This is a genomic window from Mesorhizobium sp. 131-2-1 (genome assembly GCF_016756535.1).
Lineage (GTDB): Bacteria > Pseudomonadota > Alphaproteobacteria > Rhizobiales > Rhizobiaceae > Mesorhizobium.
This window is the reverse complement of record NZ_AP023247.1, coordinates 6,215,576-6,230,671: the sequence shown is the minus strand read 5'-3', so window position 1 is coordinate 6,230,671 and position 15,096 is coordinate 6,215,576. Positions and strand designations below refer to the sequence as shown.

The 15,096-nt window shown below is 60.5% G+C and carries 9 protein-coding genes; all 9 read left to right on the top strand.

Features of this window, described 5'->3' with window-relative positions:
* Positions 1–82 precede the first annotated feature (82 nt).
* The 9 genes from JG743_RS30015 to xopAD all read left to right on the top strand — a co-directional run bounded on the left by JG743_RS30015 (position 83) and on the right by xopAD (position 13,821).
* Positions 83–613 (top strand): hypothetical protein, encoded by a 531-nt coding sequence (locus JG743_RS30015; protein ID WP_197535288.1) that lies wholly within the window; start codon positions 83–85, stop codon positions 611–613.
* Positions 504–2,189 (top strand): Tn3 family transposase, encoded by a 1,686-nt coding sequence (locus JG743_RS30010; protein WP_202295938.1) that lies wholly within the window; start codon positions 504–506, stop codon positions 2,187–2,189. The genes JG743_RS30015 and JG743_RS30010 overlap by 110 nt, the downstream gene beginning before the upstream one ends.
* Positions 2,190–2,586: 397 nt before the next feature.
* The gene (locus JG743_RS30005; RefSeq protein WP_202295935.1) at positions 2,587–3,522 is read left to right on the top strand and encodes a tetratricopeptide repeat protein; all 936 of its coding nucleotides are present in this window, start codon (positions 2,587–2,589) and stop codon (positions 3,520–3,522) included.
* 155 nt (positions 3,523–3,677) lie between these two features.
* Positions 3,678–4,223 (top strand): recombinase family protein, encoded by a 546-nt coding sequence (locus JG743_RS30000; protein WP_202295932.1) that lies wholly within the window; start codon positions 3,678–3,680, stop codon positions 4,221–4,223.
* Positions 4,220–5,146, top strand: coding sequence for a hypothetical protein (locus JG743_RS34350; protein WP_244672979.1), 927 nt, complete (start codon positions 4,220–4,222; stop codon positions 5,144–5,146). The genes JG743_RS30000 and JG743_RS34350 overlap by 4 nt, the downstream gene beginning before the upstream one ends.
* Before the next feature lie 89 nt (positions 5,147–5,235).
* Positions 5,236–5,583: a hypothetical protein gene (locus tag JG743_RS34345; protein WP_010913959.1), complete on the top strand. Its 348-nt coding sequence runs from the start codon at positions 5,236–5,238 to the stop codon at positions 5,581–5,583.
* 23 nt (positions 5,584–5,606) lie between these two features.
* Positions 5,607–5,933 carry a Ulp1 family isopeptidase gene (locus tag JG743_RS34340; protein WP_244672978.1) on the top strand — a complete coding sequence of 109 codons (327 nt, stop codon included), beginning with the start codon at positions 5,607–5,609 and terminating at the stop codon, positions 5,931–5,933.
* The gene (locus tag JG743_RS29985) at positions 5,930–6,250 is read left to right on the top strand and encodes a helix-turn-helix domain-containing protein (protein WP_096453910.1); all 321 of its coding nucleotides are present in this window, start codon (positions 5,930–5,932) and stop codon (positions 6,248–6,250) included. Before JG743_RS34340 ends, JG743_RS29985 begins: the two co-directional genes overlap by 4 nt.
* A 512-nt stretch (positions 6,251–6,762) precedes the next feature.
* The gene (gene xopAD, locus JG743_RS29980; protein ID WP_244672977.1) at positions 6,763–13,821 is read left to right on the top strand and encodes a XopAD/skwp family type III secretion system effector; all 7,059 of its coding nucleotides are present in this window, start codon (positions 6,763–6,765) and stop codon (positions 13,819–13,821) included.
* Positions 13,822–15,096 lie beyond the last annotated feature (1,275 nt).

Below are 15,096 nucleotides of genomic sequence, written 5' to 3'. Positions count from 1 at the left end.
CCGGATGAAGCGGGCGGATCGAGCCGCACTTGCGAGCCGGATAGCGACGGAGCTTTGCCCTGGGGGAGCATCGGTCGCAGCGATGATGGAGGCTGTTTTTCTGTTGTGCCGGGATCGCAAGATTTTCGGTCCGTCGCGAAAGGAGATGGAGCGGATAGTGCGCTCCGAGCGGCAACGCTTTCTGGAATCCTTTCTTGGCGGTGTTGCGGATCGGCTTCGCCCGGAAACGGTCGCGCTGATGCAAACATCGCTGGCCGATCCAGATAGCCCGACCGGGTTCCATACGATCAAAGGAGATGCGGGTGCAGCCACGCTGGACAACATGCTTGCCCTGGCTGATCGGCTTGCCTTCATCAAGAAGCTGGATTTACCGCGGGATCTTCTATCCGCTGCCGGCAAGACCTGGATCGATCAGATCGTTCGGCGGGTCGGCGCCGAAAAAGCGTCGGAGATGCGCCGCCACGCCCCGAGGCGGCAACTGGGGCCTCCATACCGTTTTCCTGATGATGCGGGAAGCACAGATCATCGACGGCATGATCGACCTGCTGGTGGAGACCATCCACAAGATCGGGGTGCGTTCGAAGCGCAAGGTGGTGGGCGGCATCGCGCGTGACATCGAGAAGGTTTACGGCAAGGAGCGGCTGCTGGTCGATATCGCGGGTGCCGCGATCGAGGCGCCGGGTGGCCGGGTCTGCGATGTGATCTTTCCGGTAGCGGGCAAGGAGAAGCTTGCGGCGATCGTCAAGGAGCATCGGGCGAAGGGCACGCTCGAACGGCGCATCTACCAGGTTATGCGTGGATCCTATGCCGGTCACTATCGAAGAATCCTGCCGAAGCTTCTTTCGGTTCTGGAGTTTCGTTCGAACAATGCCGTGCATCGGCCCGTGCTTGGGGCGTTGGACTGGATCAGGCGGGCCTTCGAAACCGGTTGCCGCGTGGTGCCGCGGAACGGGGTGCCGATCGAAGGCGTCATTCCGCCGAAATGCCGCGGCGCGATCATCGGCAAGGACGGACGCATCAACCGGATCAGCTATGAACTGTGCGTGCTCAGTCAGTTGCGCGACCGCATCCGGGCCAAGGAAATCTGGGTGGTCGGGGCGGACCACTATCGCAATCCGGACGACGATCTGCCCAAGGATTTCGAGAGCCGACGGGCGGCCTACTACAACGCGCTCAACCTGACGTCGGATGCGCGAGCTTTCACGCGCAAAATCCAGGCCGAGCTTGAGCGGGAATTGCGGCTGCTGAATGCCGAACTCCCCCGCAACGACAAGGCACGCATTCTCTGGCGCGGCGAGAACCGCATCTCGATCACGCCGTTCCAGCCGCTGCCGGAACCGCAAGGCCTACGATCGGTCAAGGCCGAGATCGGCCGGCGTTGGCCGATGACGGAACTGCTGGATGTGTTGAAGGAGACGGCGCTCGACACCGGCTTTCTGGACGCCTTTGAAACGTCGGCTTCCCGTGTGGCGCTTTCGCGCGGTGCGCTCGACCGGCGTCTGATCCTGTGTCTTTACGGGCTGGGCACGAATGCCGGCCTGAAGCGCGTGGCGGCCGGATGCCCGGATGTCAGCTACGAGGAACTGCTTCATGTTGGCCGGCGCTTCATCCATCGGGATGCGCTGGAGGCGGCCTGCGGACGTGTTGCCAATGCGACGCTGGCAATCCGCAACACCGCCATCTGGGGCGAAGCCGGCACGGCTTGTGCCTCGGATTCCAAGAAATTCGGCGCCTGGGACGGCAACCTTATGACCGAATGGCATGTCCGCTATGGCGGTCGCGGCGTGATGATCTACTGGCACGTCGAAAAGGGTTCAACCTGCGTCTTCTCGCAACTCAAGCGGTGCTCGTCCTCGGAAGTTGCTTCGATGATCAAGGGCGTGCTTCGGCATTGCACCGACATGGAGATCCAGCGGCAGTATGTCGACAGCCACGGCCAGAGCTCGATCGGCTTTGCCTTCTGCCATCTGCTCGGGTTTGAACTGGCGCCACGCCTTAAGGCGATCGCCCGGCAGACGCTGGCGCTGCCGCATCCAGGCCTGCGCGCTTGCCCAATCTGCTTCCCATTCTTTCCAGCGTCATCAACTGGGAGGAGATCGAGCAGAATGCACAGCGGGTTAGCCGATCCCGAAGCGATCCTGCGCCGCTTCGCCCGCGCCCGCGGTGTTGTCGTTGGGCCAAAGACTTAACGTCGGCTCAACGACAAACCGCGCGGCCGACGTCCCGACATCTTCAAGGACCATTGGGAAGAGATGGCACGATGCCTTGAAGAGCGTCCGGATCAGACCGCACTTGAACTTCTCGTCGAGTTCCAGGTCCGTTATCCTGGACGATACAGCTTGCACCAGCTTCACACGTTGCAGAAGCGAGTAAGGGCGTGGCGACAACAAGCCGTGCAGCGGCTCATCGGCGAGGTCAGCCGCCTAGCGCCGTATGTCGCTTCAGATTCCGCACGTCTGGCGAGCGGGTAACATCCTTGGTGAGGCAGCCGGTAACAAAATTACGTGAGGCAACACGACAGCCGCTGATACGGTCACGTCAATCCTTATGGCCGCTTCAACCTCGACCTGAACAGCAGGATCGATTTTGAGCAGAAACAAGCGGCGTGAAGCATCGAAGGGAATGGTAGAAATGCCTGTATCGAAGAAGGCCCGAAAGAAGGCAGTGGCGAAATCCAAGAAGCCGGAAAATGACAATGCTCTGCCTCCGATGCCGGACCGGCGCGGCATGGAGGGGTTCATGGCAGGTCTTTTCGGCGGAGGGCGTGGGAGCGACCCGACGGACGCTGCGCAAGACATCATGTATGAGGCTTGGGAAGCAACCAGTCGCATCAAGCGTATTACGCTGGCCCGGAAAGCGCTTAAAGTCTCGCCGTTGTGCGCCGACGCCTATGTGCTGTTGGCCGAAGAAGAGGCGGGGTCTGTCGAGGAAGTGCTGGACTATTACCAGAAGGGCGTCGCGGCGGGTGAAGAGGCGCTGGGCCCTGACGGGTTTGAGGGATATGCCGGTCGCTTCTGGGGTTTTCTCGAGACGCGCCCCTACATGCGGGCGCGGGCAGGTCTTGCCGCGGTACTCTGGCGGCTTGGTCAGCACCAGGAGGCCATCGACCATTATCAGTCAATGCTCAAGCTCAATCCGAATGACAATCAGGGCATCCGCTACGTGCTGGCCGGGCATTTGCTGGCGCGCGACGATATCAAGGCCCTGAGGAAGCTTCTCAAACAGCACGAAGACGATGGCGCTGCTGCATGGCTCTACACGCGGGCACTTCTTGCCTTTCGTGAAAACGATCCGGGCGCCGGCAAGCTTGCCGAGGAGGCCTGGCTCGCGCACAGCCATGTGCCTGGCGTCCTTTCCGGCAAGCAGCCTTTGGTTGCTTCCATCGACGGCTATATCACTTTGGGGGGGAGGATGAGGCAGCTGACTACGTCGACGAAAACGGCCAGGCCTGGCAGGCCACGCCCGGTGCAGTCGCGTGGCTGGCGGAGGTTACAGAAAGCTGAAACCACGACGACGGCGTAACTGACCACCGGAACCGATGGGCGTGTTCTAATTTGGGTATACCCGGCCTGAACACCCCCCATGAACACGTCGCAACCGCAAAGCCTGTATATTTTGGGCTCAATCTTCGTTAATGAACAGAGCATCGCGCCGGCACACCCAAAATGAACAGTTGCATGACCCGCATCGGATACGCCCGCACCTCCACCACTGACCAGAACCTCGCCGCGCAGATCGTCGCGCTCAAGGCCGCCGGCTGCGAGGTCATTCGCGAGGAGCAGAAGAGCGGCTCTACCCTGGAAGGCCGTCCGCAACTCAACACCATTCTCGACTTCATTCATGCTGGCGAGACGCTTGTCGTCACCCGGATTGACCGCCTGGCCAGATCGCTGCGCGACCTGCAGATGATCGTGGACAAGCTCAAGACGAAGGGCGCGCATCTCTCCGCGACAGAACAACCTGTCGATACGTCGACCGCCGCCGGTAAGGCCTTCTTTGACATGCTTGGTGTCTTTGCCGAGTTCGAGACCAATCTGCGGCGCGAGCGCCAGGCGGAGGGAATCGCTGCCGCCAAGAAGCGCGGCACATACAAGGGCCGGCCGCCGAAAATCGACCGCGACACGATCCAGCAAAGGCTTAGACAGGGTCAGGGCCCAACACAAATCGCCCGCGATCTCGGCGTCTCACGCGGTACTGTCTATCAGGTGAGGAAGGGCAAATGACGAAGGGCAGGCTCATAACCCGTCTGACGCCAGCGACATGCGAAGAGATCCAGACCCGCATGCTCGAAGTCTGCCAGAAGATCGCTGAGGACCACGGCCTGGTCATCGAGGGCGCCGGATGGCGCGGCACGGATACCGGCTTCTTCTTCGAGCCCGTGTTCCGCGTCAGCATTCCCGCTTCCGACGGCACCGCATTCAATCTCGAAAAAGACAGGTTCGAGTTCTTGGCAGAGCACTTCGGATTGGCCCCTTCGGACTTCGGACGCGAGTTCCGCACCGGAAGCGAGCGATTCCGGATCACCGGCATCGATCCAAAGCGGCCACGCTACCCGATCTCCGCTGAGCGAATTCCCGACCGCAGAGGGTTCAAATTTGCCGCCGAAAACGTCGAGCAGATGCAAGCTCCCACCCCGTCGTTGTCCGCGCCGCAGCGCGGCGCACAGCCCAGCTCGTCGCAGCAGCTTCCCGCAACCCCAGCTACGCTGAGCTCGGGAGCTTGGGATGGGGACAGGCTTAGGGAGCAGACACAACAACCCGAGTCATCATCGTCAGCCGACGCTGCGGCGTCAAACATGTACGACCGCCTTGACCCAGTGCTTGATCCGAATGCGCTCACAGTGGCTAAGTTGAGCAGCGATGCGCAATCTGTGCTGGCGCCTGGCGTTGCTAGACCGCCTTCGTTCGTTGGGCCAGCAGGCCCCCCCGACCTACAGGACATCGGACCTATCGTCGGCAAGGGCTGGCGCCACGGCTCCCAACCGGCCTCGAAGATCCTGATCGAGGAACTGGGTAAGATCAATCTGCTGCCGAACCAGTTCGGCCCAGCCCAGTTCGCGATCAACAGAGAGCACTACTCCGCCACGTTGGGTCGGGAGGGCGCAGGGACGTTCGCCTCATCCATCATGCTCGCTCCGGGCAGATAAATGAAGCTGGTCCGTCACGTCAGCCGCCGCGTCTGGAGGCCGGAGCACAGGTACCTGCCGGCTGGAGCACCGCGAGTGTTGGCTATCCGGTGCCATCCACCCCGAAGCTGCATGCTCATTATGCGCCCGCGCTTCCGAGCACATTCTCCGCTGATCAGATCGGGGCGTTGAAAGTCTCGTCCTCCGACCCGAGCGGGCGGACGCTCGGCGCCAGGGAATTCCTGGGCGATCAGCACATCCAAAGGGATTACGAGCTCCTGGGAGAGCAGTTGCAGGCGCGCGATCCAAATCTCGCTGCTCGGACGCGGCTTGTCGATCCCCTCATAGCCCATTATCATCTGCGCCTGGGCGAAGTGAGCGAGGCGCAGCGCGCATTTCGGCGCATCGTCCAAGATCCCAATCGTAATGACACCGCCACTTCCTGTTTCTGCCAGTGAGTGATGCTAGCCGTGCCGATCGTATGGCCCGCGGCACCCATTGGTCGCTGCTGCTCGTTGATCGCCGCAACCGGCAAAGCCCGGTTGCCTATCACTACGACTCCTACGAGGGAGGCAACGACCGCCAAGCTGCGATGCTCGCAACGCGGTTGGGCGCCAACCTGCAACAAGCGAGCATACGTCAGCAGGAGAACAAATTTGATTGTGGCGTTTTCGCCGTGGACGGCACCCGGGCCCTTATTGAACGATTGGTGAAGACGGACGGGCAACACATAGCAGATCTCAACGACCTCGTCCCCGATCGCCGGGATTTGCAAGGCCGACTCAGAAATTTTCCTGGCCGCGGTTGACGGCGACCAGAGCAGCTCTCGCGATCAGCGCTTGTCGCGGCGAGGCGGTCGCACGCAAGCAGGGCCAGCCATCTGGCTCGAAGCTCGACCCGCACGAACGCTTCATTCTTGGCCTGATTGAGGAGACGCCGGACATCACGCTTGCCGAGATCGCCGAGAGACTGGCGTCCGGGCACGGCGTGCGGGTTGTTCCTTCAACGGTGTGGATGTTCCTCGACAAGCGCGGCGTCACGTTCAAGACGTATGCCCGCCCGTCGGCAAGAGGTTTATTTCTGATGGCGGCTGGTCTGCATCAACGTATACGGCGTGTCGGCTGAGGGCCTGGGCCGGTAGCGCGACGCCGTTGCTGCGGAAGAATATTCTACACCGGCGCCCTTCCGAGGGAGAATAGCTTCGCCATCACGAGAAGTCCCGGCGGTACCGCCAGCGGCAAGTTCACGCGCCACTGGCGGGCAATCGCAGCAAAAGCCTTAGCATCTGTCGCCTCACTCTTCAAAGCCAAGCGGCACGGCTCTGCCAACCTTCGTCTTTGCCTCGTCAGAGCATATTCATCGTCACGCATCATCAGCATGGCTTCGCCGAGGCTTGTCCACAGCGATCTCGCTCACCGCCGCAGCTGGCCCGAGATAGGGGCAGCTCCCGGACGTCTGGCGGAATAGGTGAACGCAATGCGACTCCAGATAGACCCAGGTCAGAGTCACGTCAGGTGAAGGGGATATGTTCGATCCCAGAGCGCGCAGGTTGGGCAGATCCGCGCTTTGCGGGTTGTGGAGGGCGCCGTGTGCGCCACGCATTGTAATCGGCGCGCATTCTCGCCTGGAGACGGATTATGACGGGAGTTGACCGGCGTTTGAATGCGCCTAGCGGATCAGGCACGCACCGGGCTGAATCGGATCATGGCGGTGGTCAAAAAGGCTCGACCTTCAGTTCTGTCGTTCAGGGCTTGCGCTCTGAAGATCGAGAGTTAGGGGCATCCTCAGCTGAAAGGCCACCTTCGGCCAGCGATGTCCGGCGCCGCACGTCCGGCGATCCCTCCGTCAATAGGTGTGACGGCCAGCCCGTTTTTCGCGACTTGCCGCATCTGGGAGCGACAAATCGGCAAGAAAGTTCGTCGCGTTCCGGTGCAGAAGTCCGCAATGCCGATCAGTCCAGGAGTTCACAACAAAGTGGTCCTTCCTCGCGCAGGCAGCCCGTGTCGGGCCTGGATCGCAGACCAAAAAGGCGGCGCCTGGACGATGTCGCCGCGCAGAGCGTGCAAAGTGCAATCTCAGAAGAACAATCTAACAACGCACTACACGCCATTTGTTTTGCCCGTGACATTGAGGGGTTCTCGCGTGCAGTGGTGGAGCATGACAGACGGCTGCAAGGGGCGGGCGACGAGGTCCATGCAGCCTTCCTGCAAAAGGCCGCCGCCCAGTTCAAAGCTCAATTTGTCACATGCTTCGAGGACAATATCCGCCGCGGGCAATCATGGGGCTACGCCACCGCATGCAATACGGTGAGTCGTGAGGCTGGAGGTCAGGAAGGTGTGGAAGCTTGCAAGGCGATGGCAGCTCGGGTGTCGCAGCTTCCTAGTGCGTTAATGTGCGAAGTAGACCCCAAAGCCTTTTCGCTCTTTTCGGCATCGTTTGGTCGGCATCCGCAGTCGAGAACATGCCGAAATGGAACGATCAGAATCGCCGAATTTTGCCGCGATGAGGGCAGGACACTTGGCGTACTGCAAAGTCAAAGTCTGTCGTTGCTGGTGAACGGTTTCAGCAAGTGGCCGCAGCGGTCGGAAACTCGTGACGGTACGGAAGCCGTCGCCAGTGAGGTCCGTCGTCGCGAGGACCGCCGTTTCGGGCTCTCTGATTTTAGGGAGCAGCACCTGGCTAATCTGGTGAACGGTTTCAGCAAGTGGCCGGAAAAGGAGTGGTCCCGCCAAGCCACCGGAACGATTGCCGGTGAAGTCCTTCGCCGCCGTAACCTCGGGCTCTCAACTTTTAATCACCAGGACTTGGCCAACCTAGTGAACGGTTTCGGAAAGTGTGCCCAAGAGGAGGTCTGTTGCCAAGCCACAGTTGCGATCGCGGGCGAGGTCCTGCGCCGCGACCGCCGTGCCCGGCTCTCCGAATTCACCCACCAGGAACTGGCGAACCTGGTGCAAGGTTTCAGCAAATGGCCGGAAGAGCAGGCGTCCCGCGAAGCCGCCAGTGCGATGGCCGGTGAGGTCCTTGGTCGTGACCGGCGTGCCGGCGTCGCTGATCTTAATCCCCAGCACATGGCGACCCTTGTGAACGGTTTCAGTAAGTGGCCGATAGAGGAGCGGTGTCGCCAAGTCACCGGAGCGATTGCCGATGAGGTAGGTCGCCGCGCCGCCCGCGGCAGGTTCGGGCTCTCTGATTTTAATCATCAGGACTTAGCGAACCTCGTGAACGGTTTTAGGAAATGGCCGGAAGGGGCGGTCTACCGCCAAGCCACAGCCAATATCGCCACAGAAGTCTCTCGCCGCGCCGGCGAGCAAGGGCTGTCTCATTTTACTCCGCAGGAGCTGGCTAACCTAGTGAACGGGTTCGGCAAATGCCCGGACGATGCCGACTATCATCACGCCACAGTCGCGATCGCCAGTGAGGTCATCCGCCGCCGCGCCCAACTCTCTGCTTTCAGTCATCAGCACTTGGCAAACTTGGTGAACGGTTTCAGTAAGTGGCCACAACAGGCGGACTGTCGCGATGCAACACTGGCGATCGCCAGCGAGGTCTTTCAACGCGATGACCAGTTCTCTCATCTTACTCAGCAGGCACTTGCGACATTGGTGAACGGTTTTAGCAAGTGGCCGGAAGAGGCGGCGTCTCGCCAGGCAACAGTCGCCATCGCCGGGGAGGTCACCCGCCGCGCCGGGCGCGGCGAGTTCGGGCTCTCTGATTTCAATGACCAGGACCTGGCGAACCTGGTGAACGGATTCGGCAAGTGGCCGGAAGCGGCGTCGACTCAGCAAGCCACAATCGCTATAGCCAGCGAGGTCCTTCGCCGAGGCACCCGACTCCGTGACTTTACTCACCAGCACCTAGCTAATCTGGTGAACGGTTTCAGCAAGTGGCCGGACGGGGCGGACTGTCGCGACGCCGCGATCGCCATCGCCGGTGAGGTCATTCGCCGCGGCGCCCGACTCTGTGAGTTTAGTCACCAGCACCTATCTAATCTGGTGAACGGTTTCAGCAAGTGGCCGGTCGGGGAGGACTGTCGCAGAGCCGCGATCGCAATCGCCGGGGAAGCCCGTCAGCGCCAGCTCTCCGATTTCGCTCCGCAGGGAGTAGCGACCTTGATGAACGGCTTCACCAAGTGGCCGGAAGAGTCGGCGTGCCAGCAGTCCACGATGGACATCGCGCGCAGATTGGGTGCTCGAGAGCTACGATTCGGTGTGTTCACGACAGCTCAGCTAAGTATTCTCGCCAATGCTTTGTCGCGAATGATCATGAAGGCAGAAGACACTGGGGATATTACGGACGCGGCTCTGCCGAAGGATCGCTTGCACAAGCTCGCTCATTACCTGCACTATGATGATGATCGCCTGGCGCAGGCTGACGTTCTAGACATCACAACCGTTTTCAAGGCACTTGGTAAGGCTCGGCTGTCTGATGATCTCGGTTTCCTCGCACCGACAGGCTTGAACCGCCTCTCGGAATTGCGTCAAGCCCCTGATTTTACGACCCACAACGATCTGGAAACCATGGCTAATCTGTGTGCATCTCTGCTGCCGCTGGCTCGCAGCCCACAGAGGCCGCTGCGCTCGCACCGCACGCAGGCCCTCAATCTGCTCAACGACCTCCAATCCGTGCTCGAGCAGAAGATCGAGGCGCATCTGAACGCAAGCGATGCCGAGCGGACCCGTGGACCGCTTGCCAGCCGCCGCCCCGCTTTATCGATCTATCAGACGCTTAAGACCCGTGCGGTCCTGGAGAGACTATTCAGGTCACCGTATGTCGAGGGCAAGAGGTCCGACTTGCGGGTGAGGCAGCAAGCGCTGGAGCGCAAGACGAAGGAGATCCTGGACAGCACGCGCGGCCTCATTGAAAGCGACCTTTCCAGCATGAGCTGGAACCTGATCGCGCAGATCGAGGCGGAGAATCCAGTGGATGCGCTGGACTTTTTCATAGAGCAGGATGCGGCGACGATCCAGGGGCAACATCCAGCATCGGTCTTCGACGTGTATCAGGTCCTGCGAACCATGGATCACGAGCCAAGACCGCCGCAGGGTGACGCAGGACTGATGCAGTTGCCGGTAGTTGACATGCAGGGACGGCCGGTGGCCACCGAGCCGGAGAGACGGTATTCGATATTTCAGCGCCTGACTGCCGGGGCTTTGCCAGTCGTTGCGGTCCAGATGCCAGGAACGCCGAGCGCCTTCATGCTGGCGCGTACGGTGAACGTCAACGGTGTGCCATACCGCATGGACCTGTTCGGAGGCAGCAAGTTAAAGCCGCCGCGATTGACCGTGTCTCAGATTGCGGCCCGTGCTCCAGGCGAGCTAGCTAAGCTTTCCGGGGGAAAGCTGCTGGCGATTCCGTATGTCGATACCGCACCGGGCACCGCCTTCGAGCAGCTGTCTCGGACTTGGGCCCCTTTCAAGGAGGCCTATTATTATACCCAGCGCAGGGGTTTTGCGGCGCCACCGGCGATCAAGGGCCTGGGAGTTCACGACTACGCGCTGGAAGGCGCCTTCAAACTGTCGCTGCTGCCGGACCGTCCCGCCAACCAGGAGCATCCCTTCAAGCTGAGGGGGCCGGACGGTCCCATTGCATTGCGACCGCATGACGGCTGCGGTTTCATCAGGGCCTCGCTAGCCAACCTTATGCCAGCTGTATGTCGCGCCGGCGAGCAGGGTCCTGATCGGATGTCTGCCTTTGGTGAGGGAAGGAAATCATCCCTGCCAGTCTCGGCGCTGCAACACTATCCGCGCTGCGACCAAGTGGCGGATGAGGTCCGTGAAAAGGCCACGGCCTGGCTCGAGAGCCAACAAGAGCCAACGTTGACCACCGAAGAGCTGTTTAGAACGGTGACGGCCGGACACATCGATGGTCTCGGCGCGGTTGCCGTACCCTCCAACGATGAGTGTCTCCATGTGCCGACGCTGAAGAGCGAAACATTGACGGGGACGAGCGGCGTGCTGGTCGGGCGCTCGCCCTACGATAAGCCGAACCTGCGCCCGTTTGCCGCCGAGCGGGTCAAGTTGGCCGTCGACGGCGATCCGACCGCTGTATTTCTCGATAACTGCACGGCCATTCAATACAGCTTCAATGTCGCCCAGAAGTCGGGGAGGGAACTGGCCGCCGACGATCCGACTTTCTTTGCCAAAGGCATCCTGATCGTTGTACCGGATAAGATGTGGCCGGCCGCCTACGCCGACCGTGCGCTAATCATGTCTGCCGAGGACGTCAAATGCCATGCGAGCTGGACCACGAGCAAGGACCGCGTCAAGGTGGACACGACGGTCGACTGCCTCGGCATCCTGCAGGCGACCGAGGTGTTTGCCCCGGGCTCGTTGGTTGCCGTCCCAACTGGTGAACAGAAGAAACTTGACGGCGACTTCGACGGAGACAGCCTCGTCATCGTCGGCGACCGGCCACAGCTTTACGAGCATGTCAGGCAATTCGATCAAGAGGAGCAAGCTCGCGGATTGCGCTCGCTCAAGCCGCCAAAGTCGCACACGCCGGCGATTGAGGATGGTCGCTACAAGTTCGGGCGCGCCAGCCAGATCCTCGCCGCCACGCGCAATGTTCTGGAAATCTATACTTGTCTGCAGCGAGACTTTCTCGCTCAATCCCATGAAGCCCGACAGTGGTTTGCCGAGCGTGCCATCTTCGGCACGTACGAAGGCATTCACCAAGAGCTCAAGCGAGACATCCGAGGCGTGTTGGAGCAGGAACAGGTCAGTGCTCAGAACGTCCAGGAGACGCTTGAAAAGGCGCGGCACGACATCCAACTGGCAGACCATCCGGTCGCGCGCGAGATTGCTGAGTTGCTCCACGCTGAGCTCGAGACGTGGGCCGCGAGGCTGGATGAGCAAGCTCTGCCCGAACAACTCCTGCCCGAAACAGTCGTCAGCCTGAGCGAGGCACCACTCGCGATGAGCCAACCGCTTTGCGAGCTGTTCCCGGAGCTGGCGGAGATCTATTCGGCAACGGCTCAGCCACGCGACCGCGTCCAGCTTCTTGTCGACCGTTACCCTACGCGCATTGCCCCGCGACCGGATGGATACAATCCACACGACCTCGTGCGGAGTGCAAAGAATCTCCTGAGCCTCGGTATCAAAGTCGGAACTGACGCATATAAATCGGACACTGGGGCCCACATCTTTATGTTCAAGAGCAGGCAACTTCGGCGCCTGCTGCAACAAACACCAGGCTCGAAATCGGTGCCCTACACCAAGAGCATTGCGGCTACCCTCAACCAGGGTCGGTTTGATGTCGATGCCACATTGCAGGATCTTCAGGACAATCCGACGCTGGCGGCTTCAGTTATGCAAGCTTCGATCAAACTTGCTGCCGAGCGAGGCTTTCTGCCTCAACCCTCGGCTCGAGGGGCTTCTGCCGATGATTCAGCCACGACGATGACCTTGACTCCCGAGCTGGCCGTACAGCGAGCTCAAATGGAGGCTTGCCGCGCCCGAGCCGAAGAGAAGGACATCACCCCGATGGTAATCTCGGTTGCCGAAGCCCTCAGGAGAGCCGATATCAACGTGAAGATGCCCCATCTCGCTGAGCGTTTGAGATCGGAAAGCTCGATGACAGGCCAGCTCACCGGGATACAGGCCCCGTTTGAAGCCGGCGCCCAGCTGATCAACAACGCTGTACGCCACTGCTTCCAACTCCCTGATAGAGATTTTACCCGTGCCTTCAAGAAAGCCATTATAGCCTTCGACGAGAGCGGGTATTCTGAGGTCAGCACGACCAACTGGTTCAGGATGCGATCGCCGACCTTCGTCGGCATCAAGACCGTGCTCGCCACGCCGGGGGGCTACCGCTTCGAGGTGGAGTTCCACACTGCAGACAGCTACACGACCAAGATTTACAATCACGACACCTACAAGGAGCTGCAGAAGCTGCAGGAGCTGCAGCGAGAGAGCCAAGATCCACTGGATCAGTCTATAGCCGAGCAACTCTTGGAGCGCGCGCGACAGGCCTGCAACAAGGTCATCATCCCTCACGAGGCCATAGAGATCCCCCACTGGGAAGCCCACGCCGATAGCACAGTTGGTGCCAGCCTACTTCGTCGGTTGCAAGTCGCCCCGCCGAGACGAACGGAGCGCTCCCCGATCGCAACAGAGATTCTTGGCGCGTTGGGCGCGCGATCGATCGTGCTCGTCGGCGTGAAAGGCGCAGGGAAATCCAGTTTGGGCCGTGCACTCGCCAAACGACTAGGAATGAGGTTCGTCGATTCCGATAGAAAAATCGAGGCGAAGACCGGCAAGTCCGTAGCTAAGATCGTCGCTGAGGATGGGGAGGCCTATTTCAGAGATCTTGAGGTGAATGAGATCAGGCAGTCACTCGAACTGGGGTCGGCGGTGCTCGCAACCGGCGGTGAAGCGTTCATGATCGAGGAGATCCGGCATTATGTCGGGGAGAAAGCCGTCTCGATCTGGCTCAATACCAGCGAGGACGTGATCAGGCGGAACCTGAGAGATAACATCAGAGGCCCAAAGGTGCAGACCGCCGACCAAGCCCAGACCATCACAGACCTGATGCATGTGCGGAATCCAATCTATACACTTGCCGATCTCACGATTGCCCCGCAGCATGAGCGGGATCTCAAGAACGCGAATGCTTGCCTGACCGCGCTGCACGCCTATGTTTGCGGTGGGGGCAGGGCGGTACCCAAGCTCGTGACCTCATCCGGGGTCGTACCATGACGGCCCCGTTCAACTCGGCCGCGTGCGGAAACGGGAAAGACGCTGATCCAGCAGACCCCTTGGTGATCTCCAGCGCCTCCGCTCACTGAAATCGGCACCGTGGAGCATATGATAGCTGAACGTCCCGGCAAAGATCAGAGGAACCTACCTCAGACACCCGCCCGAAATCGGCGAGCAGATTGTCTGTCAACCCATGGACATCGCGAAAGTCTTGACCAGCTGACTGGTCGGCATGAGCAGCAAACGCCACGTCCGGCCGCAAAATCAACGGCGGCCGTCAGAAGGTCGCCGAGTGGATGTGGCACGAACTCGGCGTCATCGACCTGCGCGAATGACCGCTATCGCATTTGTCCCAAGCCCGACCACGGCCGAGATGAAGCCGCGCCACAGGGTTGATGCTAGACGGGCGCCGATCAGTGCCGCAATTCAGCCGGGCAAGCCTGGGCAACGTTTAGGTGCGGCGAGATAATGTCGGATGGGAGCCGTTTGGTTTCCAGCGCATCTTGCGGCCATCCAGTAGGCGAGCGTCTCTCAGCGAGATTATGTGGCGGAGCCGCCCTGGAGCGCGAGGAGTTCTGCGGAGAGGAGAATGGAACCGATACTGATCGGAAACTTTTGGCAACGAGTCTGCACCAATCCGAAATGCCGGCGCGACGCTCCCTTATTTGCCGCACCCGAGTTGGTGCGCGACGAGGCGGTGCGCGGACGGCATCATTCCCCAGCATCTATCATCCCGAGCGGTGATAATCGGCTGCAATTTCGTGGTCAAGAATCGAGGCCAGTGTCAGCAACTCGGCCGTCACCTCCTGATGGCCAAGAAGGGAGATGCTCTCGGCCGCCCACCCAACCGCCGCTATAGGCTTGGCCCTGTCGACCGCCGCAATATCCACAACGTTCTGGATGGGCGTGCAATACGCCGGTGCCTACTCGGTATCGTGCAGCTTTACAACAGGCCGAGTCGAGAACCTGACCAAAAACCGTGTCAGCTTGCTCTTGAGGCCGTTGCACCTGATTGCCAGGGAAAACCGACGGTTGGTTCGATCCGACACTGACCTGTGTGATTGGGGGCTTGGGTTACGAGCCGGTGCCGGACTGAACCGTCTCCGAGGACGACGGTTATCTCGTGGCACATTGGGGCACGTGGCGGCGTTGCCAATCGCCCCAGGTGTCGCAGAAGCGGTCAACGATTGCACTTCATGGTCAGGCGGACCTGATTTGAGGCTGAAACCAGGGAGGCGTCGGTACCAAGCATCAGCCTCACAGTGCGATCTGGGG